Origin of the sequence: Xanthomonas campestris pv. campestris str. ATCC 33913 (assembly GCF_000007145.1) — a bacterium.
Taxonomy (GTDB): Bacteria; Pseudomonadota; Gammaproteobacteria; order Xanthomonadales; family Xanthomonadaceae; genus Xanthomonas; species Xanthomonas campestris.
Map to the genome: position 1 here is coordinate 622,567 of NC_003902.1, position 22,635 is coordinate 645,201.

The window sequence follows — 22,635 nt, forward strand, 5'->3', positions numbered from 1 at the left end:
GAATGGGTAGATGCGGGCATCAGGCGGCTCCACGTCTGCGTAGGGCGTTCATCAGTGCAGTGAGCTTGGCGAACACCAGGTCGACCTGACGGCGGACGCTCTGGTCATCTTCACTGCGGCTGTAACCCAGTCGGGCGGCGATCTGGACTTGCGTGTCCAGTTCGGAAAGCGATCCACGTGCGATGGATAGAAAACGGGAGTAATCGGGAGTGGAGCGTCGTGCCGCACCTTCGGCGATGTTCGACGGGATGCTGACGGCTGCGCGGCGCAATTGCGCAGTCAGGCCGTAACGCTCCTGGTCGGGAAATACCTCGGTCAGTCGGTAGATCATTTCGACGAGCTCCATGGAATCACGCCAGGCGTCCAGACGTTCGTGAGGCCGCTGTGCCGATTCCCGATTCTCCACTCCCGATTCCCGGCAAATCAGCCAATCACAAACAGCGGCTGATCGAACTCCACCGGCTGGCCGGTGTCGCTGAGGACGGCGACGATGGTGCCGGAGATGTCGGCTTCGATCGGGTTGAACATCTTCATCGCTTCGATGATCGCCAGCGTCTCGCCGGCCTTGACCTGCTGGCCGACGGTGACGAAGGCCGGCTTGTCGGGCGAGGGCGAGGTGTAGAACGTGCCCACCATCGGCGCGCGCAGCACGTGGCCTTCCGGCAAGGCGGCGCCCTGCTTGGCGCCACCGGTGGAGGCTTCGGTGGGCGACTGCATCGGCATGGTGGCCGCCGGTGCGGGCGCGGCGGGGGCCGGCGCGTACTGCTGCATCGGGGCGCTCATCACCTGGGTGCCCTTGGGCACGCGGGCCAGACGCACGCTTTCTTCGCCTTCCTTGATCTCGATTTCGGCGAGATTGGATTCTTCGAGCAGGTCGATCAGTTTCTTGATTTTGCGGAGATCCATAAGGGCCTCTTGAGGTGAATCGGTGGAGAGTGCCGGCGGGTGCCGGCGGAATGGGGTGGGGTGTGGCGCGAAGTGCGTGTCAGCTGTCGCGCTCCAGGCGCGCGATCACCGCTTCCAGCGCCAGCCGGTAGCTGTCGGCGCCGAAGCCGCAGATCACGCCGGCGGCCTTGTCGCTCAGATAGCTGTGGTGCCGGAACGGCTCACGGGTGTGCGGGTTGGACAGATGGATTTCCACGAACGGCAGGCCAACACCCAGCAGCGCATCGCGCAGCGACACCGAGGTGTGGGTGAAGGCGGCCGGGTTGATCAGGATGAAGGCGGTGCCGTCTTCGCGCGCGGCGTGGATGCGCTCCACCAGCACGTGCTCGGCATTGGACTGCAGGCAGTCCAGCGTGTGCCCGGCCGCCTGCGCACGGTCCACCAGCGCCGCATCGATCTGCGCCAGCGTGGTGCGCCCGTAGACCTCCGGCTCGCGGGTGCCGAGCAGGTTGAGGTTGGGGCCGTGCAACAGCAGCAGGTGGGCCATGACATCCGGAAGAGCGGAAAGGCCGGAAGTCTGCGCGATGCAGGCAATGCTGTCCAGATGGGCGAAGTTATCGATGTTTTAAACAATCGTTTGATTCTTGCGCCGCCCCCGCGCCAAGCGTGGATTGGCGGGCTGTGCCGCGCATGAAGCGCTGGTGCACAGCGTGCTGGAGTTGGCGCGTTGCAGTTCGCTACGCGCATGTGGCCTCAGGCGCTGCACCGAGGCCGCACCTGGAGTATCCAGTCTTCCGTGTCGGCGAACCGTGCGAATGTGCGCAGATTGCCGCCCGATGGCAGCAGCGCACGTGTGGGTATTCAAGCGCGTTGCCGACCGAATTGGCGCCACAGACCGCATTGGCAGCTATCGGCAGCCCGGGCGCTGAAGCGATGACCTCCAAGGACGCGCAGTGCGAGCGCGCTGGGGCAGCGTTTCGCGACCCGATGGCAGCACGCGTCAGGGCGGGAGAATCAAATCTGTTGCCGACCAGCGTCAGCGTGCGCCACAGACCGCGCGTGCCAGTTATGGGTGGCCCAGGCGCACAAATGATGGCCCTCCAGGGTGCGCCCCGCGCGAGCGCGTTGGCTGCGGTGCGTTTGCTTGAAGCCTGAGCGCGCTGCGCGCAGCAGCGCATCACTCAGCGAGCAAATTACTGCGCAATGGCAGCAACGCAGATGCGGGGTGTTCAAACGCGCGTGGCCGACCGAAGTAGCGCGGCAGGCCGCGCCGCCATCTTGCGGCCGCTCACACGTAATGACGCCATTGCCCTCAGCCGGTCACCGGAACGCGCCATGCCAGCGCGCCGCGGCAGTCAGTACTGATTGGCTGGGCCTCAGCGCGCTGCGCGCAGCAGCGCATCTTCGGTGATGGCGCCGGTGAGCACGGTGGGCAGTACCGCCGGCGGTGCGCCCGGGCCGTAGACCACGTACAGCGGCACGCCGACTGCCTGGTGCTGGTCGAGGAAGGCGCTGATCTTCGGGTCGACGTTGGTCCAGTCGCCCTTCATGTAGACCGCATCCACGCGGCGCAACGCGTCGCGGAAGTCGGTGCTGCTCAGCACGTTCTTTTCGTTGGCCTTGCAGGTCACGCACCAGTCGGCGGTCATGTTGACGAACACCACGCGGTTGTCTGCGCGCAGGCGGTCCAGCAACTCGGGGGTGTAGGTGACGCTGCCTTCGGTGGCGGTGGCACGCGGCAGGCTGAGGCGGGTGACCGCCACCACCGGCACGATCGCCAGCACCAGCATCGCCGCGGCCAGGCCCATGCCCAGGCGATGGCTGTTCCAGCGGCTGCGTTCGAACCACCACAGGCCCAGCGCCAGCAAGGTGGCGCCGACCAGCATCAGCGCCAGCGCATCCACGCCACGCTGCTTGCCCAGCACCCACAGCAGCCAGATCGCGGTGAGGTACATCGGGAAGGCCAGCACCTGCTTGAGCGTCTCCATCCAGGCGCCGGGCGTGGGCAGCCGCCGGGCCAGCGAGGGGATGAAGCCGATCAGCAGGAACGGCAGCGCCAGGCCCAGGCCCAGGGTCAGGAACACCAGCATCGCCAGCGGCGCAGGCGCGGTGAACGCATACGCCAGCGCGGTGCCCATGAACGGTGCAATGCACGGGCTGGCGACCACGCAGGCCAGCACGCCGGTAAAGAAGTCGCCCAGCGGCCCGTTGCGCGCAGCCAGCGATTGGCCGATGCCGCCCAGGTTGCTGCCCAGCGTGAACACGCCCGACAGGCTCAGGCCCACCGCGAACATCAGGTAGGCCAACGCGGCCACGAACCACGGCTGCTGCAGCTGGAAGCCCCAGCCGGCAGCCTGGCCGGCAGCGCGCAGGCCGATCACCAGCCCGCCGATCGCAGCGAAGGACACCAGCACGCCCAGCGAATACCAGATGGCGTGGCTGCGCGCGTGGTTGCGGCTCTCGCCGCTGTGGGCCAGGCCCAGCACCTTCAGCGACAGGATCGGCAGCACGCAGGGCATCAGGTTCAACACCAGCCCGCCGGCCAGCGCCAGCAGCAGGATGGCGAGCAGGTTGCGCTCCAGGTGCGGTGGGCGGCTGCGCTCCGGGTTGCCGGCCGTTGCGTCGGGGCCGGGTGCGGCATCCGCAGGCGGCCCTGGGGCGGCGCGCTCGGCGGCCACTTCACCGGCCGACAGCGGCGAGATCAGCAGCGGGGTGGCAGTGGCCTGGTTGTGCGGCGACACCGTGCCGGCCGGCAGGTCCAGGCGCACGCGCCGGGTCATCGGCGGGTAGCAGATGCCATCGGACTGACAGCCCTGGAAGGTGGCCACCAGCGTCACGCGGGCCGGATCGGGGCGGTCGCGCAGCAGCGGCAGGGTGACTTCGGCCTGGTCGAAATACACCACCACATCGCCGAAGTGCTCGTCGCGGTGGGTGCGGCCCTGCGGCCACCGCGGCAGGCCGGTGCGGATGTCGCTGGTGCCTTCCAGCGACAGCGAGGTGCGGTCGCGGTAGAGGTAGTAGCCGGGGGCCGGGGTGAAACGCAGCAGCAGGCTGTTGCCGTCGCCGACGATCGCCTCGAAGTTGAAGGCCTGGTCGGCCGGCAGCGGCAGGGCGTCCACGCCGGCAGTCTGGCCGGGCGCGCCGAACAGCCGTGCGCCACTGGGGCCGCGCGGCACCAGGGCGCCCAGGCTTTCGCGCGGCGGAGCGGTGGTTGGCGCGTCGGGCAGGTCCACGCGCAGTTCGCGGCGTTGCGGCGGGTAGCACACGCCGGCATCGGCGCAGCCCTGGTATTGCACCTGCAGGATCGCGCTGCGCTGGCCGGGCGCGGCCTTGCCGGCCAGGCTGGCCTGCAGCGCGGTGCGGTAGGTCTGCACCTGGCCGAAGAATTCGTCGTGCTTGCTCTCGCCTTCAGGCAGATCCAGCGCACCGGCAGTGAAGCCCTGGCCGGATTTGACGCTGATGCGATGCCGGTACAGGTAGTAACCCGGGGCGATCTTCCAGGTCAGCGCGATGCGGTCACGTCCATCGGCCTTGGCGCTCAGTGCGAAGGCCTGGTCCACCGGCAGCAGGTCTGCCTCGGTAACCGCCTGCGCCGCTGGCGCGGTCAGCAGCAGCGGCAAGGCGACGAACAGGGGCGCGACCAGTACGGCGCAGCGGGCGATCCAGCGGGACAGGGACTTCATGAACGTCAGGATTCCTTGCGGGTTTCGGCACGCACCCAGTCCAGGTAGGCCGGCAGGCCGGCGCTGGCCTGCACGGCAATGGCTTCGGGCACGTCGTAGGGATGCAGCGCCTGCAGCCGCGCGATGGCGTCAGGCAGGCGGTCTTCCCAGGTCTTGATCAGCAACTGCACTTCGTTGGATTGCTCGATGGCCCCGTTCCAGTGGTACAGCGAACGTGCGCCGGGCAGTTGGGTGACGCAGGCGGCCAGCCGTTCCTCCAGCAGTGCCCGCGCGATGCGATCGGCGCTTTGGGCATCCGGGCAGGTGCTGAACAACAAATGGAGAGAGAAGGCGCTCATCAGACAGGGCAGTGTAATCCCCCAATTGCGGGGGATCGACCGCGCCTTCCGGCACGGCGCCGCCGCTTCGTGGACGATCGGGGGCTTGATTCAGCATGGGACGCCCGGGCGTTGGCAGGTTGGTAGTGGAGCGGGGCGATGTGGGGCCGGGGGCACGCGACCTGGGGTCCTGGCTGGGCAACCGGGATCGATGCTTCATCGGACGCCAGGGCATTGTCGGCCCGATGGTCAGCGCGGCGATGCCGGCTAGGGGCGCAACTCAGGCGGCGCATACATTCGGTCATCTGCCGAAGCAGGGCATTGCGCTGCTGGCGAGACCTGGCCCTTGTGGTCAGACCGTCGAGGGAGATTGCGTGTGGATGGGCGCGTGTTTTGGTGTGCCGAAGACCAGGCCGCCGCCGCTGTGCTCAACAACGATGACAAGGCGGGCTGCATCGCCCAGCAAAAACACCACTGCACTTCGAACTGGCTACTTGACCCCAACCGGCGCCACGCCAGGCACGCCGCCGCCGATGTTCCAGTGAGGCGCGCCCGGCGGAACCCTGGCCGCCGGGCGCACACCGCACCGGCCTGACGCAGTGCGCGCCGGGCCGGGGTGGATCAGTTGGCCAGCTGGCAGCTGGCCGGCTTGGCCGAGGAGAACAGGCTGGAGGTGGCCCATTCCGGGTGATCCACAAACGGGTTGCGGTTGCCCTGGAAGCTGAAAACCACCTGGTTGCGAGCGCGTTCGGCGTCGTCCGGCGGGTCGGCCTGGTGCCAGGCCAGCAGCGTGGACAGCAGGCCCATGTAGGCCGGCGAGGCCGAGGTCTGCACGATCCGGCTGCGATCGTCGGTGAGCTCCAGGTCCGGCTCGGACTGCCCGGTGGCCGCGTCAGTGCCGCCTTCATAGCGGATCGCCATGTACATCACCGCGCGCGCCATGTCGGCCTTGCGCCGGCCCCACACCTCGAAGGTGCCGCCGTTGCCGTCGGGGGTGCGCACCCAGTTGGAATTGCCCGGGTAACGCCCGCTGCCACCGCCGCTGCCGTCGTTGACCTCGGTCACCCGCTCGCCGCAGCTGCTGGTGCAGGCGGCATAGGGCTTGTTGCCGCGGTCGGCATTGAAGGTGGTGTCGGTCAGATACAACATGTGGGTATCGGTGTAGGGCGCGTAAGGCAGGCCGCGGTCGCCGGTGGCGCTGCCGAAACCCAGCGAGTTGGGCCAGGTGTGCTCGCGGTTGTAGGTGAGCCCGCTGCCGGTGCCGGCCCGGTCGCTGACCTTGGCGTAGCTGCGGTTGCGGTAGGCGTCCAGGATCCGCCCGCTGTTGTTGGGGTCCTCGTCGGCCATCTCCAGGATGGTCCAGGTGCTGGTGCCGGTGCCGCTGTAGGGGTAGACCGTGTGGCCGCGGATGGTGGCGTTGAGCGAGCAGCGCAGCTGGCTGGGGCTGGTGGTGTTCACCCGCGAGTAGTAGCCGGTGCCGCCGCCGCTGGCCGTGGCCACGGTGAAGGCGATCGACTGATTGCCGGCCGGGCTCAGCCCGCTGGCGTCGCGGATGGCGCTGGCGGTGATGGCCAGGGTGCAGCGTTCGCCGCCGACCAGGGCGGTATTGGTGGACAGGGTGAAGCGGGTGCCAGTCGTCGGGTAGCTCAGCGCCACCGTGCCGGAGCTGGCGCAGCTCAGCGCGAACGCGCCGCTGCTCAACGTGACCGCCTCGCTGAAGCCCACGGCCAGGTCGCCCGCCGCCGGGAAACCGGTGGCGCCCTGGGTGGGCGTGGTGCTGGTGATGGTGGGTGCGCCGGTGGTGCCGCCACCGCCACTGCCGTTGAAGGTCTGGCCGCGGTTGCAGGCGCCGAAAGTCTGCGCCGACGAACCGGCCCAGCTGAAGTTGGCCGCGCTGCTGCCGGTGCCGGTCAATTGCAGCGAGCTGCCCACCGCGCTGCTGTTGCTCTCGCTCACCGGCAGGTTCTGGCTGGTGACGCCGGCGGCGGGGCCACCGCTGCCGGTGATGGCGCCTTCGTAGCTGAGGAACTGCACCAGTTGCCCGCTCGGGTCCACCAGTGCCAGGCCGTCGTTGGGGCCGTTCTGCACGCCGTTGCTGGCGTAGCTGACCGTGGCAATGCGCACCTGGCTGCCGCAACTGACCACGCTGCCGGGCGGTACCGCCGTGTTGGCGTAGCTCACCGCCGCGCTGGGCGCGCTGCCGTTGTAGAGATAGATGCGGTAGCCGCTCAGCGACTCGCCGGCGGTGGCCACCACTTCCACGCCTTCGCCGCTGTCGCCGGAGGCGCCCGCGTCGTCATAGTGCAGTTCGTTGATGAACACCGCCGCGTGCGCGGAGGGAACGGCCAGCGCCACGGCGCAGGCCAGGGGGAGCGCACAGCGCAGGGACACAACTCGGGACGGCAACCTCATCGACAGCTCCTTGTGATCGGGGAATGCGGTCCCGACTGTAGAACCAACGCATGACAATCGTTGGTACCTGGTTCCATTTCGTCACCGCGCATGGGTGCGTCAGCGAAAAAATTTTGCGCCTGGCCCTTGAAAGCCGCGCGCCCAGCACAATCTCTGGCCCGCACCCGCTTTGTCGGGTTTTTTCCGCGCGCTGTGCTGGCAGTCGTCACATACGAGTGCTAAAATCGCCGATAATTTCCAGACCAATCAATCACTTAAGAGGGTCTTTCTCTATGAGCATCAAGCCGCTTCACGACCGCGTTGTAGTCAAGCCGATCGAAGCCGACGAAGTTTCCGCCGGCGGCATCGTGATCCCGGACTCCGCCAAGGAAAAGTCCACCAAGGGTGAAGTCGTCGCCATCGGCGCCGGCAAGCCCCTGGACAACGGCAGCCTGCGCGCGCCGGTGGTCAAGGTTGGCGACAAGGTCATCTACGGCCAGTACGCCGGCAGCAGCTACAAGTCCGAAGGCGTCGAGTACAAGGTGCTGCGCGAAGACGACATCCTGGCGGTCATCGGCTGATCAGGCGCTATGCGCTGGGAATCGGGAGTAGGGAATCGGGAATCGGTAGAGCAGCCAACGCCCTCGCCATCCCACCCAGCCCCGATATCCGCCTTTGATTGACCGATTCCCCATTCCCCATTCCCAATTTCCGGAGTTTCAACTAATGGCTGCTAAAGACATTCGTTTCGGTGAAGATGCGCGTACCCGTATGGTGCGTGGCGTCAACGTTCTCGCCAATGCCGTGAAGGCAACCCTGGGCCCGAAGGGCCGCAACGTCGTGCTCGAGAAGAGCTTCGGCGCGCCGACCATCACCAAGGACGGCGTCTCCGTCGCCAAGGAAATCGAACTGGCTGACAAGTTCGAGAACATGGGCGCGCAGATGGTCAAGGAAGTTGCTTCCAAGACCAATGACAACGCTGGCGACGGCACCACCACCGCCACCGTGCTGGCCCAGGCCCTGATCCGCGAAGGCGCCAAGGCTGTGGCCGCCGGCATGAACCCGATGGATCTGAAGCGCGGTATCGACCAGGCCGTCAAGGCCGCCGTCATCGAGCTGAAGAACATCTCCAAGCCCACCACCGACGACAAGGCGATTGCCCAGGTCGGCACCATCTCGGCCAACTCGGACGAATCGATCGGCAACATCATTGCCGAAGCGATGCAGAAGGTCGGCAAGGAAGGCGTGATCACCGTTGAAGAAGGCTCGGGCCTGGAAAACGAGCTGGACGTGGTCGAGGGCATGCAGTTCGATCGCGGCTACCTCTCCCCGTACTTCATCAACAACCAGCAGAGCCAGTCGGCCGATCTGGACGACCCGTTCATCCTGCTGCACGACAAGAAGATCTCCAACGTGCGTGACCTGCTGCCCGTGCTGGAAGGCGTGGCCAAGGCCGGCAAGCCGCTGCTGATCGTCGCTGAAGAAGTCGAAGGCGAAGCCCTGGCGACGCTGGTGGTCAACACCATCCGCGGCATCGTCAAGGTCGTGGCCGTCAAGGCACCGGGCTTCGGCGACCGTCGCAAGGCGATGCTGGAAGACATGGCCGTGCTGACCGGCGGCACCGTGATCTCCGAGGAAGTGGGTCTGGCCCTGGAAAAGGCCACGATCAAGGATCTCGGCCGCGCGAAGAAGGTGCAGGTCTCCAAGGAGAACACCACCATCATCGACGGCGCCGGCGATTCGGCCACGATCGAAGCCCGCGTGGGCCAGATCAAGACCCAGATCGAAGACACCTCGTCCGATTACGACCGTGAGAAGCTGCAGGAACGCGTGGCCAAGCTGGCCGGTGGCGTTGCAGTGATCAAGGTCGGCGCGTCGACCGAAATCGAAATGAAGGAAAAGAAGGCCCGCGTCGAAGACGCCCTGCACGCCACCCGTGCAGCCGTCGAAGAAGGCGTGGTCCCGGGCGGCGGTGTGGCCCTGGTGCGTGCGCTGGTGGCCGTCGGCAACCTGACCGGTGCCAACGAAGACCAGACCCACGGCATCCAGATTGCCCTGCGCGCCATGGAAGCCCCGCTGCGCGAAATCGTGGCCAACGCCGGCGAAGAGCCGTCCGTGATCCTGAACAAGGTCAAGGAAGGCACCGGCAACTACGGCTACAACGCAGCCAACGGCGAGTTCGGCGACATGGTCGAATTCGGCATCCTGGACCCGACCAAGGTCACCCGTTCGGCGCTGCAGAACGCAGCATCGATCGCCGGCCTGATGATCACCACCGAAGCCATGGTGGCCGATGCACCGAAGAAGGACGAGCCGGCGATGCCGGCCGGCGGTGGCATGGGCGGCATGGGCGGCATGGATTTCTGATCCAGCCCCACCGGTTGTTGCCTCAAAAAAGGACCCCGCCGAAAGGCGGGGTTTTTTGTCACAACACGTTTGCGTAGATGTGCGCGCGCGTGTTGGCGAAGTTTTGCTTCACTCGGCATACTCTGACGAGAGTTTCGACGTATTTTCATAAAGGCATTCTCCATGTCCACTCTGCCAGCGCCATCGAGCGGCGGTGTCTATCCCAGTGGTCAGCCTGGGTCGCATCGGTACTCACATCACCAGGGCAAGTTCTTCGCTCATTGGTTGACGTTGCGTAGTCGTGACGAATCGGCAGTTGCACGTGCCTTGTCTGCTGCGCGCGTCGATATGAACCCGCATCAGGTGGATGCCGCTTTATTCGCGCTCAAATCGCCTGTGGAGGCGGGCGTGTTGCTTGCCGACGAGGTTGGACTCGGCAAGACCATCGAGGCCGGCCTGGTGCTGGCCCAGCATTGGGCACAACGTCGCCGCCGTCTGCTGTTGATCGTCCCTGCAACGCTGCGCAAGCAGTGGACACAGGAGCTCGAAGAGAAGTTTCAACTACCGTCCGTCATTCTCGAGAGCAAATCGTTCAATGCTTTTCGTCAGCTCGACGTAAGCAATCCTTTTCAGATCGAAGACGCGATCATCGTGACGTCCTATGAGTTTGCCGCAAGCAAGCAAAAAGAGCTCGCTGCGGTCAGCTGGGATCTGGTCGTGCTGGATGAGGCACACAAGCTGCGCAACTTGTACAAGGGCAAGAGTGCGTCAAAGCGTGCTGTCGCCTTGAACGAAGCGCTGCGTGGCAGGCGAAAGGTCCTGCTGACCGCCACGCCGTTCCAGAATTCGTTGATGGAGTTGTATGGGCTAGTGTCCTTCATCAGCGACGAGTTCTTTGGTAGTCAGAAGGCGTTTCAGATGCAGTACGCCTCAGGTCGGAGCTCCGAAGCTCGTCTTAACGACCTGAGGCATCGGCTCAAGCCGATTTGCCACCGTACCTTGCGTCGTCAGGTCCAGGCCGAAGGTGGCATTAATTTCACCAAGCGCTTTTCCATCACTCAGGACTTCACGCCTTCCGACGAGGAGCTTGAGCTCTACGACAAGGTTTCGGCTTACCTGCAGGATCCTTCCATCCTTGCCATCAAGCCGACAGCCCGGCATCTGGTGACATTGGTGGTACGCAAGATTCTCGCCTCCTCGACGTTCGCCATCGCCGATACGCTCGAGACGATCATCGGTCGACTCGAGTCCAACCAGGCGCTCACCGCCAAGCAGATCGAAGATTTCGAGACCGTCGACGAACTCAGTGATGAGCTGGATTCCGATGGAATGGAAAGGCAGGGCGATGCGCCGGATAGCGATGCCTTGCAGGCAGAGCTGTTCTGCCGCGCGCAGGAAATCGATCGTCTGCGCGGTTACCGTGACCTGGCCAAGCAGATTCAAAGCAATCGCAAGGGCGACGCGCTATTACTGGTCCTCGGGCGAGCGCTTGCGATGGCCGAAAAGCTCGGCGGGCAACGTAAGGCAGTGATCTTTACCGAGTCGCGGCGCACACAGGAGTACTTGCGTGTCCTGCTCGAAGAACATGGCTATGCCGGACGAACCGTCCTGCTCAATGGAAGCAACGACGACGTCGATTCCAGGCAGCTGTATGCCGACTGGCTGGAGCGTCACGCCGGCTCTACGCTTGTTTCAGGTTCCAGGACGGCAGACATGAAGGCCGCAGTGGTCGAAGCTTTTCGCGATCATCGTGATGTTCTCATCACAACCGAAGCAGGCGGCGAGGGCATCAACCTGCAATTCTGCTCGTTATTGGTCAACTACGATCTGCCATGGAATCCGCAGCGTGTGGAGCAGCGGATCGGGCGTATCCATCGCTATGGTCAGAAGAGCGATGTGGTCGTGGTGAATTTCGTCAATCGCAAGAATCGTGCGGATCAATTGGTGTTTGAGCTCCTGGAAAAGAAGTTCAAATTGTTTGACGGTGTATTTGGTGCCAGCGATGAGATATTGGGTGCGATCGAATCCGGTGTGGACATCGAGCAGCGGATCCTGCGCATCTATCAGAACTGTCGCGACGCCGCGCAGATCGAGTCGGAGTTCGCTACCTTGCAGGCTGAGCTGGACGAGAGCATCGGCCGGCGCGAGGAAAGTGCGCGGCGCATGCTGCTGGAGCATTTTGACGAGGATGTCGTACGCAACTTGCGCTCACGTCGCGCAGGCATGCTTCATAAGATCAATCAGTATGAAAGTCAGTTTCTACACCTGATCGCTGCCGAACGTCCTAAAGCGCGCATCAGCGACAAGCTGGTTAAACTGGAGGAAGGCGATTACGCCGTCAGCTGGCCGCCGGCCGAAGAAGCCAACGCCGGGCTGTTGAGGCCGGACAAGGGGTTGGGGGAAAGGCTTTGCCGCCAGGCCAAAGAACGTCCGACTCTACCTGGTACGCTTCATTTCGATTACGCCGCTGTGGATGCGCAGCGTGCCGATGTGCGCCAGTGGCTGGGAAGCAGAGGGCAGCTGCGTGTAGCGTTGGTCACCATCCAGACCGCGGAGGAAGTGCTGGAAGAGCTGGTGTGCAGTGCGCTGTGCAGTGATGGGCGTGTCGTGCCCGACGAGACCGCTGCGCGTCTGATGGAAATTCCTGCCCGCTTTGTACCACGGCACCGCGTCGCCGAAGATCGTGCGCTTCCCGCTTTTGAAGCGGCAGTTGAGCGCGTGCTGGCAGAGGCAAACAAGCGTAACGAGAGTTGGTTTTTGCAGGAGTCCGAGCGCCTTGATCGTTGGGGCGAGGATCAAAGACTATTGCTGCAGCAGAGTATCGACGAATTCGACCTGCAGGTGCGCGATGCCAAACGCACCTTGCGTCAGCTCGAGACCCTGGAGCAGAAAGCCCAGCTCAAACGCGAGATCAAGCGGATCGAGCAGCAGCGTGATGATGCCATGCTGGATTTTTTTGAAGGTAGAAAGCGCATCGAGCGTAGCCAGGACGTGATGCTGGAGCGGGTCGAAAATGCGTTGCGCACGCAGCACACCGTACAGGTGCTGTTTGATGTGGAGTGGACCTTGGAGCATCCCGAACCATGAGTAATTCACGTGAATTGGGGGATTTGCTCGAGCAGATTCGGCTGGGCGAAGACTCGCAGCTGGAATTCAAGCGCGTCGTGTTCGAAAACGACAAAATCAAAGGCCCGAACGGGGATAGCCTTAGCCAGGAAATCGCGGCATTCGCTAATGCCATCGGTGGGCGCCTGATCCTGGGTGTGGACGACAAGACCCGCGACGTGGTCGGGATTCCATTGGATCGATTGGACGCGGTCAGCATCTGGCTCGAGAACTGCGTGCATGACCGCATCAAGCCCGAGCCCACCATCTATTTGCGGCGCAGGCTGGTCCCTGATCGCTCCGGTACCGAGCATGCCGTTTTGGTGATCGATATACCGCGTTCGCTCTATGTCCATCTCGCCCCAGGTGGTTATTTCCGCCGTCAGGGCAGTTCCAAGCACGAACTGCCGCCAAACGAATTGTTGCGTCTCATGCAGTCGCGGCAGCGCGCCGGAACTCTGGGGTTCGATGAGATGCCCGTGCTGGGCTGTACGCAGGCGAACTTTGATGCTGCGCTGTACGGTCGCTTTCTCGGCACAACCGATGAACCTGAGGAACTGCGCCTACGCAAGCTGAAGCTGCTGGTTCCGGGAGAGCCTGGCGAGGAGTGGGCCAGCGTCGCAGGCGTCTTGATGGCGACGGCCACGCCAAGCGATTGGCTGCCGCAGGCCTATGTGCAGTGCGTGCACTATGCCGGTACCGAGAAGACTGCCCAGGAGCAACTGGATGCGCAGGATATCCAGGGTCCGCTGGATCAGCAGATTCGTCAGGCTGCCGCCTTCGTACTGCGAGGCATGCGCACTGCGGCACGCAAGAATTTGGGCCGGATCGACGTGCCCCAGTTCGATCCAGAGGCTGTATTCGAGGCCATCGCCAACGCCGGTGCGCATCGCGACTACTCGATCAGCGGGGCGCCTGTGCAGGTGCATCTGTTCACCGACCGGCTGGAGATCACCTCGCCCGGCGCGTTGCCTAACTCCCAATCGGTGGAGTCGATCGCCCTGCGCACCGCCACCCGCAATGAACTGTTGACCAACCTACTGGCGCGTTGTCCGGTCGAGATGGAAGGCGTCGGCCGGAGCCGCGTGATGGAGAAGCGTGGCGAGGGCGTGCCGCAGATACTTAATCGCAGCGAGCGCCTATCTGGGCATCGGCCAAAGTTCGAGTTGCTGGGTGAAAATGCATTACGTGTGACGTTGTACGCAGCCGATCCTGAAACGAGCCCGCTATTGAACGAAGCCGGTAGAGGCAGTGTGGGCCTCCCCCATGCGGGCTTTGCCCGCGACGATGGCTGAAGAATTGATCTACTGCTGATAGAAGTAGGTGGAGTCGCTAGCTCTCGTACCAAGAGCTATCCCTGCGGCCATAGGCAGGTATAAGTTGAAATACGAAACAACTGACACAAAAGCCAAGGAGAGCCGATATGACAGACTTCCCAGGAGCGCGCTGGTGGCGTTGCGATTTCCACAATCACACGCCAGCATCCAGCGACTACCGCGGCAACACCGCATACTCGGATCGTGATTGGCTTCTGGACTACATGCGTGCCGGGATCGACTGCGTTGCGATAACCGATCACAATTGTGGCGACCGCATTGACGCGTTGCGCGGCGCTTTGGCCGTTCTTGCCGCCCAACAGCCGGCTGATCCAGCTTATCGCCCATTGGTACTTTTGCCCGGCGTAGAAATTACTACTTCTGAAGGTCTGCACCTACTGGCGATCTTCGACGAGGCTGAGCCTGCGGGCACCATCAATCGTGTATTGATCCGCATCGATTGCCCGAAGCTTGGGAAGAATCACGACAAGCAGTGCGGCAAGAATGCATTAGACACGATCGAGGCAATTCGGAAGGAAGGGGGAATTGTTGTCGCCGCCCATGTAGACAGCAACAACGGTCTGTACGAGACACAGGCGACCAGTTCCGCCAGTGGTGTGCTGTGTTATAAAACACGCTTGAAATCAAGAACACTCGTCCAGATCCTGCCCGGAATAGATGCGGCCCAAGTGGTGAACGAATGCAACCCCGCAATCGCTGGCTATCTGCCTGCGCTACGCGAGCGCGTCGCCATTGTCGCTGGTTCGGATGCGCACATGCCTGCTGAAGCTGGTTCGGCTAGCACCTGGGTCAAGATGAGTCGTCCTAGCTTGCGGGCATTGCGCATGGCGCTGGTTGATCATAAAGGCAGCGTCCAGCGTTTCGATTCAACACTGCCGAACCCTAACCGCACACCGCCACTGTGGCTGAGCGGTCTTAGTGCTGGCCCGCTGCAGCTGCGCCAGAATCCGCAGCAGGGTCAGCTAAACGTCGAGTTCAACCCATGGTTCAACAGCATCATCGGTGGACGTGGCACTGGTAAGTCGTCGTTGGTGGAACTGCTGAGAATCGTGCTTCGTCGAGATGGCGATCTGGCAGGCGAGCGTAGTGGTCCACTAGCGCAGATCCATGATGTCTTCAGGAATTTCGCGCTTGCCAATGACAAGGACGGCCGTGGCGCCCTGCGTTCCGATACCAAGATCCAGGTCAAACTGAATAAGGATGGGCAAGCGATGGCCGTGGCATGGGACAAGCGTTCCGGCCTGACAACGATCGAAGAACATACTGGTAGCGACTGGTCGCCGGTACCGGAACAAATTGATGACGACTATGTGCGCAATCGCTTCCCGGTGACGGTACTGAGCCAGAAGCAGATCTATGCGCTTGCTGAACAGCGCGGCTACCTACTCGAGTTGCTCGACCGGCAACCGCAGGTTGACAAAGCACAATGGCAGCGTCGATTCGACGCGATGCGCCAACGCTTCCTTGGCCTTCGTGCACAAGCGCGGCAACTGGCGCCCGACTTGAGCCAGCGGCCTGCGCTTGAAGCCGAACTGCGTGACACCGAGCGCAAGCTCAAAGCGCTGGAACTGTCGCACCATGCAAGCAGCTTGCAGGCCTATCAGCGTGCGCGGCGCCAACTGAGCGCGCAGCAGAACCTGCTCGCGCAGTGGCAGAGCGACCTCGAAAGCATGCGACCAGTGGTTGAGGATTCCGACCTGTTTCGGCGCATCGAGTTCGAAGGATTCGATCAGGCCACTGGCGATGAAGCCGAGTTCATAGGATTGGTCGAGCAGGTTGAGTCGGAGCTACGCGGCCACTACGAGCAGATTCGGACTGCCGTGTCGCAGATCGAGGCTACCCTGGCGACGACACCTGCCCGTTTCGCCGCCTTACGCTTGCAGGTTGCGATTACGCAAGCGCAGGCCGACTATCAGGCGCTGCTGGAGAGACTGAAGTCTCAGGGAGTGGAATCGCCCGATCAATACGCGGCACTGGTCGCCCGGAGGGACGAACTGCAGAAGGAGCTAAAGCGTCTGGATGCAGGTCTTCATGAACAGGCAGGCTACATACAGCAAGCAGAGCAGGTGCTTGAGGAATTGACGCAGCTGCGCCATGAGATTAGCGAAAGCCGGAAAGATTTCATCACAGAGATCAACCAGCGGGCAGGGAATAGAATTCGTCTGAGTCTGTCGCGTTTCGGTACGCCGGAAATTGCCGAAACTCGCTTCCGTGAGTTGATCAAACAACCCACAGCGTTCGCCGAGGATATCTACGAAGTGCTGGAGGGCGGCGCCAGACGCGGTGTGCTGCACCGGTTGTTCAGCGCATCTGTCGCGGACTTCGAGAACGAGCTCTCTGCTTTGAAGAAAGAGATCCTACGCATGCGGCAGGAACCTGCCAAGCATGAGGACCTGCTCGGCGAAAAAGTTAACAAACGACTACGAACGCACATCGAAACCAGACTTGGTGAGCTGGAGATTGATGAATTGCTGACGTGGTTTCCGGATGACGGTCTCGATCTTATGTTCACGCAGAGCGGAAAATCGCGATCAGTGGACGGAGCTTCCGCAGGCCAGAAAAGCGCTGCTGTGTTGTCTCTACTGCTGGCGTTTGGCGGAGAGCCGTTGATCGTGGATCAGCCTGAAGACGATCTGGACAACGCAATGGTGATGGATCTGGTCGTCAGCCAGATACGCGCCAACAAGACGCATCGGCAGTTGATCGTTGTTACCCATAATCCAAATGTGGTGGTCAACGGGGACGCTGAATGGGTAATACCAATGCATTTCCATAAAGGTCAAATCGATGTGGATGCGACTGGCTTGGGTGCAGTATCTGAACTTGGCACCCGCAAGGCGATCTGCACGATCATGGAAGGCGGTGAAAACGCGCTACGCATGCGTTACAAGAAGATCTTGGAAAATATCGCATAGAAGTTTCAACCTGCACGTAATTCTAAAGAGAACACCGATGCGTCGTCTGACCGCTCAGGATTTCCACCCCGGTCTGCTTGCGCTGTACGACGGGTACGTGCACGGCAAACTCAGTCGGCGCGATTTTCTCGATCGCGCCGCTGCGTTCGCGGTGGCCGGGTTGAGTGCGGCGGCGATCCTGGAATCGCTGAGCCCCAACTACGCGCTCGCCACGCAGGTGGAGTTCACCGACCCGGACATCGTGGCCGAGTACATCACCTATCCCTCGCCCAACGGCCATGGCCAGGTGCGCGGCTATCTGGTGCGTCCGGCCAAGGTCACCGGTGCGGTGCCCGGCGTGGTGGTGGCGCACGAAAACCGTGGTTTGAATCCGTATATCGAAGACGTGGCGCGGCGCGTGGCCAAAGCGGGTTTCGTCGCGTTGGCACCGGATGGCCTGAGTTCGGTCGGTGGGTATCCGGCAACGACGAAAAGGGGCGCGCGCTGCAGGCGCAGGTCGACCCGACCAAGCTGATGAACGACTTCTTCGCCGCAGTGGAATTTTTGATGAGCCGCGAACGCACCACCGGCAAGGTCGGCATCACCGGCTTCTGCTATGGCGGCGGCGTGGCTAATGCGGCGGCGGTGGCGTATCCCGAGCTTGCAGCGGCGGTGCCGTTCTATGGCCGTCAGCCCACCGATGCCGAGGTCGCCCGCATCCGCGCGCCCCTGCTGCTGCATTACGCCGCGCAAGACGAGCGCGTCAATGCCGGCTGGCCCGCGTATGAGGCCGCGCTCAAGGCGCAGCACACCGTCTATCAGGCCTATGTGTATCCGGGCACCAATCACGGCTTTCATAACGATTCCACATCGCGTTACGACAAGGCGGCCGCGACGTTGGCCTGGGATCGCACCATCGAATGGTTTCGGCGACACCTGGTGTGAGTGGGTCGGTGCGGTCGTGGTGGTGTCGCCGCTTGCGCGCCATTGGCGCGCAAGCCTCAGTGCGCCCTGACGCTAGCCCTGGCCGGGGCGCGCAGCGGGGTCGGGATGATCGCGTGTGGCGAAGTGCTCGTGTTGGCTGTTGCAGCACACAAAAGACCCCGCCTTTCGGCGGGGTCTTTTGTGTGCACACCACTACTGCGCAGGCGGGTGCTGGCAGCCCATTGCCGTTGTTTGCAATGTCAGGGCGAACCCGCTGTGCGCAGTGTTGCGTCATCGCTGAGTGGGTACGGTTGCGTAATCGCTTCCGGTTCCGGGGAGGCGGTCTGTACCGCGACCTCGGCGGCCTCGTCCGGCTCGGTGACTTCGGAGATTTCGGTGATCGTGACGCTATTGCCGGGCTTGGTCTCCGCACCCGCTCCCGCGCCCTTAATCACTTGCAGGACGCTATCTTCAACTATCTGCGCGTACTTCTGCGCCTGTTCCGGCGGCAGACTTGCCACATACTTCGCCGTGTCTTGTACGGTCTGGATCAGCTCTTCGGGCGAGGACGGCATGCAGGTTGCGAGCGGGGTCCCATCGGGTCCCTTGAACACCCGCATGACCTGACGCCCGCCCCAGTTCATCGCCAGTTCCGCGCCGCGCGCCATCGGGCCAGGCATCGTCATCGACATCAGCGACATGATCGCGCCAGCGTAGTAGGGCGATGCGGACGATGCTTCGATCAGACTCTTGTCTGCGAACGTCTTGGACAGTTTTTCCACACCCAGCGCCAGCGCCATGACCATGCTGCCGGAGCACATGGCCTTGAAGCGCTCCATCGTGTCCTGGCGGGTCGCGTGCTTGTTCAACGCCGACTGCATCATCACGGTCGTCACCACGGCCGTGTCGGCCAGCAGGTCCACCGTGCCGATCCGATCCGGCTGGATCAGGTAGACGGTCAGCCCCGTCACGCCGGCAGCCAGCAATGCCAATGCCAATTTGGAAGAGAAATCCTGGTTGGTCAGTTGGCGCGGGATGGTGGCTGGCTGGTCCTGGTCGACTTGCAGCGCAGTGCTCAGGCGCTTGGTGCACTGATCGAGCGTCTCCAGCAGATGCGTGCATTGCGCATTGAGCGTGCGGGTGAGTTCGTGCCCTGTGCCGGGTTCGGTGAAGTCTCGGCGCGCTTTTCGAAAAGCGTCGCGGCCAAGCTCCAGAGCGGCGCAGATCTCGTTGAGTTGCGTGCGCAGTTCCTGGCTGATCTGTCCGGGCGTCAGGCGCGCACGCAACCGCTGAGCCTGCGTCTGAAGGCCGGCACGGTCCGCGATACCCGCGCCCAGGTGGGAGACGCCATGCTGCATTCGATTGCCGAGCGCGTTGAGGCTGTTCCAGAGAAAGGGCGTCAGCACCATCGCTGTGCAGGCCGTGGATGCGGCCGCGGCAAATCCCAGGTTGTTTTCCACCGCTTCGGCCTGCTGTCGCATGGACGGGTTGCCGAATTTCTTTGGCAGTTCGGTGGCGAGAAACAATCCGTTGAGCAGGATGGCGTAGAAATGCATTTCGTTGGCTTCGCGCCCCAGCTGACCGCCCATCAGCGGGAACGGAAGCCCATCGGCGGTGGGGCGCAGCGCCGATGCCGATAGACTCATCACGCCCTTGGTTGCTGCAGCAATGGAATAGGCAAAAGTCTTGGCTTGGTTGGCGAGCAGCGGGCTGGGCACTACCAGGGGCCAGAGATTGACCAGATTGGCCAGCGACTTCAGCGCCCTCCCTGCTGCAGGTGTCCCATGCTCCAGCGGCTGCAGCGCATTTTCCACGGCTTCGGCGTCGTTGAGCAATTGCTGACAAAAGCGTGTTTCCAGACCGGTTGCAGATTCGATGGCGCCGCGTAGCTGCGTGATCTGCTGGCGGCACGCGGCCAGGCTGTGCGGCGCGACCTGTTCCGGATCGGTGTGGCGCACCATTTGCAGAAATGCGGGATCGTCTGCATGCATCTGCAGCATGGTGCGCAGATCCGCCAGCGACCAGAGATCAGAAGCGGCCTTGGACACTGCAGCGGATGCATGCTGGACGCCGCTTGTCAGCGCGGAGTTCGCGCGCGCGGTAAGCGTTTTGGCAGTGGATAGAGCAGTCGCCCGTGCCGAGTGTGACGCCTGCGGTGCGGGCGAGGATGGCTCCACGGGCGACGTTGGCGCGGAACTGGCAGACGAAGTGCGTGAGCGGCTGCGCGGGACAAGTGCCGATAGCGCGGGGTTGACCGGGGGCTGTGTCGGCGATGCGGCAGGTTGCAGTTCCACGATACCTTCATCGTGCTTGCGTGCGTTCTGCAACTCGGCTGGCGAGGACGGGCCTGCCAACTGCGCTTTCTTGATCTCCATCGGATATCTCCGTTCGGTGGGGGACACCAAATCGCGGTGTTTGGTGTTCTTTCATGATCCGCGCGCGAGCACCCGGCTCAACCAGATATGCGAACTGCGCGCTGCCACCGGAAGTGCCCAACCAGGCGGTGACAACGGTAGCGACGCTCCAACGTAGTGATTCCGGTGCCGCCAGCTGCGCATGGATGGGCACGCTGTGATCCGATCACACACCTGTAGCACAGCATCGAATGGGCTATTTTGAGGCGGATGCCACGTATTTATGTCGGGGTGTTGACATCATAGTGACCGACACGCATCCCGCGACATGCCGCGCGGCTGGTGCTACAGGCTTGGCCGCGATTGCCGGGACCGGACCTTCCGCGCGGGGCCCTCAGCCGGAGCGCGGCGGGTCCGCGCTCCCGGCCTCTGTTCGCGGGGCGGGTTGGCTGTCATCGATCTCGGTGATGGTGACGCTGCTGCTGGGCCCGGCCTGCGCCGCGTCGCCGGCTTCCTGGATCGCTTGCAGCATGGATTCCCCCGCGATCTGCTCGTACTGATCCAACTCTTCCGGTGTCAGGCTCATCAGATACGCCAACGTGGTCCGCGTTCTCTCCTGCAGTTCTTCGACAGAGGAGGGAGCACTGGTTGCCAGCGGAGTGCCCTCCGGTCCGGTGAACAGGCGCTTAAGTCTGCTTCCTGCGAAATTCATCGCCAACTCAGCGCCGCGTGCGATCGGGCCCGGCATCGTTACCGCCATCAGCGACATGACGGCGCCGGCATAGAACTGCGCATTGGGCGAGGACTCGATCAGGCTATTGTCGGCGAACGTCTTGGACAATTTCTCTGCGCCCAGCGCAAGCGCGATGACCATGCTGCCGCCGCACATGCCCTTGAAACGTTCCATTGCGTCCTGCCGGGTGGCTTGCTTGTTCCATACCGATTGCGCCATCACGGCCGTGACGATGCAGGTGTCGCTTAGCAGATTGATCGTGCCCAACCGATCCGGTTGGATAAGGTAGATCGTCGAGCCGGTCACCGCAGTGGCCAGTATCATCAGTGCCACCTTGGAGGAGACATCCTGGTTGCGTAGCTCACGCGGCAGACTCTGCGTCTGGTTGCCATCCAGATGCAGCACGCTGGCGAGTCGTTTGCTGCACATGTCCAAGGTTTCCAGCAGGTGTGTGCATTGTGCATTCACCGTCCTGGTGAGTTCCTGCCCTCCATCCTGATGGACGAAGCTGCTGCGGGCCTGCCGGAAGGCGCTGCAGGCGGCGTCCAGTTGTTCGCGGATTTCCTGCAACTGCAAGCGCACCTCTTGATTGATCCGGGCAGGCGTCAGGCGGGCACGAAGTTGCTGCGCCTGGTTGTTCAGTCCCGCTGCCTGTGCTGCGGCCGCGCCCAGGCGCGCCGTGTTGTTCAGCATCGTGTTGCCGAGTTTGCTGAGGCTGCTCCACAGAAATGGGGTCAACATAATCGCCGTGAAGCTCACTGAAATGCCTGCGGCATATCCCACACTTTGGCTGACCGCCTCGGCGTTTTTGCGCAACGCCTGATCGCCGAATTTCTTTGGAAGTTCGGTGGTGAGGAACAGTGTGTTGATCAGCACGTTGTAGAGATGCATTTCGTTCGCGTCGCGCCCTAGCTGGCCTCCGGCGAATGGAAACGGCAAGCCGTCGGCGCTGGGTCGCAACGCCGAGGCCGACATCGCAAGCACGCCCTTAGTGGCCGTGGACATCGTGAAGGCGAAGGTTTTTGCTTGCTTGCCCATCAGCGGGCTGGGAACCACGACCGGCCAGAAATTGATAAGATTGATGATCGACTTCAATACACGTGAGGTGGCCGGTGTGGCGTGGTCGAGCGGCTGCAGGGCGTTCATTACCTTCTTGATGTCGCCCAGCAACTGCTTACCCTGATGCGTTTCCAGCCCTTCTGTATTTTTGATCAGCTCGCCGAGCTCCTCCATTTGCTGTCTACAAGACGCCAAGGTGTGTTGCGTGGCGTGTTCCGGATCGCTGCCGCGCAGGATCTCCAGAAATGCGGGATCGTTTGCGTGCATCTGCAGCATCGTGCGCAGGTCGGAGAGCGACCACAGATCGGACGCGGCTCGCGATACAGCGGTGGATGCGTGACGGACGCCGTTTGCCAGCGCGGACTTCGCGTGCGCGGCAATATTGGCTGCAGCGGATGTGCCAGACGAAGAGTTTGACCGGCTGAGCGGGACAAGTGCCGATAGCGCCGGGTTGACCTGGGAGTATGTCGGTGATGCGGCAGGTTGCAGTTCCACGATACCTTCATCGCGCTCGCGTGCGTTCTGCAACTCGGTTTGCGAGGACGGGCCTGCCGACTGCGCTTTCTTGATCTCCATCGGATATCTCCGTTCGGTGGGGACACCAAAT

15 protein-coding genes are annotated in these 22,635 nt (G+C 62.8%); 7 read left to right on the forward strand and 8 right to left on the reverse strand.

The features are described from left to right. Positions 1-19: 19 nt before the first annotated feature. From XCC_RS02685 to XCC_RS02710, 6 genes are all read right to left on the reverse strand, one after another. A complete protein-coding gene (locus tag XCC_RS02685) occupies positions 20-346 on the reverse strand; it encodes a four helix bundle protein (protein WP_194734332.1) in 327 nt (108 codons plus the stop codon). 77 nt (positions 347-423) lie between these two features. Continuing rightward, a complete protein-coding gene (gene accB, locus XCC_RS02690; protein WP_011035766.1) occupies positions 424-906 on the reverse strand; it encodes an acetyl-CoA carboxylase biotin carboxyl carrier protein in 483 nt (160 codons plus the stop codon). 79 nt (positions 907-985) lie between these two features. Beyond that, positions 986-1,432 carry a type II 3-dehydroquinate dehydratase gene (aroQ, locus tag XCC_RS02695; RefSeq protein WP_011035767.1) on the reverse strand — a complete coding sequence of 149 codons (447 nt, stop codon included), beginning with the start codon at positions 1,430-1,432 and terminating at the stop codon, positions 986-988. A gap of 829 nt (positions 1,433-2,261) precedes the next feature. Next, entirely contained in the window at positions 2,262-4,568 is a 2,307-nt protein-coding gene (locus XCC_RS02700; protein ID WP_011035768.1) for a protein-disulfide reductase DsbD family protein, read from the reverse strand. Between the two features lie 5 nt (positions 4,569-4,573). After that, complete coding sequence (cutA, locus tag XCC_RS02705) at positions 4,574-4,906, reverse strand: divalent-cation tolerance protein CutA (protein WP_011035769.1); 333 nt, start codon at positions 4,904-4,906, stop codon at positions 4,574-4,576. Positions 4,907-5,506: 600 nt separating this feature from the next. Continuing rightward, positions 5,507-7,297, reverse strand: a complete 1,791-nt coding sequence (locus XCC_RS02710; protein ID WP_011035770.1) for an endonuclease — start codon at positions 7,295-7,297, stop codon at positions 5,507-5,509. Positions 7,298-7,569: 272 nt separating this feature from the next. On the opposite strand from XCC_RS02710, the gene XCC_RS02715 reads away from it, so the two are divergent. The 7 genes from XCC_RS02715 to XCC_RS22535 all read left to right on the forward strand — a co-directional run bounded on the left by XCC_RS02715 (position 7,570) and on the right by XCC_RS22535 (position 17,903). Beyond that, positions 7,570-7,857 carry a co-chaperone GroES gene (locus tag XCC_RS02715; protein ID WP_003483210.1) on the forward strand — a complete coding sequence of 96 codons (288 nt, stop codon included), beginning with the start codon at positions 7,570-7,572 and terminating at the stop codon, positions 7,855-7,857. 145 nt (positions 7,858-8,002) lie between these two features. Then, on the forward strand, positions 8,003-9,643 hold the full coding sequence (gene groL / locus XCC_RS02720; RefSeq protein WP_011035771.1) for a chaperonin GroEL: 1,641 nt from the start codon (positions 8,003-8,005) through the stop codon (positions 9,641-9,643). A gap of 162 nt (positions 9,644-9,805) precedes the next feature. Next, entirely contained in the window at positions 9,806-12,709 is a 2,904-nt protein-coding gene (locus XCC_RS02725) for an SNF2-related protein (protein WP_011035772.1), read from the forward strand. After that, positions 12,706-14,022: an ATP-binding protein gene (locus XCC_RS02730; RefSeq protein ID WP_011035773.1), complete on the forward strand. Its 1,317-nt coding sequence runs from the start codon at positions 12,706-12,708 to the stop codon at positions 14,020-14,022. The genes XCC_RS02725 and XCC_RS02730 overlap by 4 nt, the downstream gene beginning before the upstream one ends. Positions 14,023-14,150: 128 nt before the next feature. Further along, positions 14,151-16,979: a TrlF family AAA-like ATPase gene (locus tag XCC_RS02735; protein WP_228442204.1), complete on the forward strand. Its 2,829-nt coding sequence runs from the start codon at positions 14,151-14,153 to the stop codon at positions 16,977-16,979. A gap of 37 nt (positions 16,980-17,016) precedes the next feature. Further along, a complete protein-coding gene (locus tag XCC_RS22530) occupies positions 17,017-17,493 on the forward strand; it encodes a dienelactone hydrolase family protein (RefSeq protein WP_011035775.1) in 477 nt (158 codons plus the stop codon). Continuing rightward, a complete protein-coding gene (locus XCC_RS22535) occupies positions 17,493-17,903 on the forward strand; it encodes a dienelactone hydrolase family protein (RefSeq protein ID WP_011035776.1) in 411 nt (136 codons plus the stop codon). The genes XCC_RS22530 and XCC_RS22535 overlap by 1 nt, the downstream gene beginning before the upstream one ends. 239 nt (positions 17,904-18,142) lie before the next feature. Here the strand turns inward: XCC_RS22535 and xopX (XCC_RS02745) are convergent, their stop codons facing one another. Together xopX (XCC_RS02745) and xopX (XCC_RS02750) are read right to left on the reverse strand one after the other, a co-directional pair. Then, positions 18,143-20,257 carry a XopX family type III secretion system effector gene (gene xopX / locus XCC_RS02745; RefSeq protein ID WP_011035777.1) on the reverse strand — a complete coding sequence of 705 codons (2,115 nt, stop codon included), beginning with the start codon at positions 20,255-20,257 and terminating at the stop codon, positions 18,143-18,145. A 373-nt stretch (positions 20,258-20,630) separates the two neighbouring features. After that, on the reverse strand, positions 20,631-22,604 hold the full coding sequence (gene xopX / locus XCC_RS02750; protein ID WP_011035778.1) for a XopX family type III secretion system effector: 1,974 nt from the start codon (positions 22,602-22,604) through the stop codon (positions 20,631-20,633). Positions 22,605-22,635: the final 31 nt, after the last annotated feature.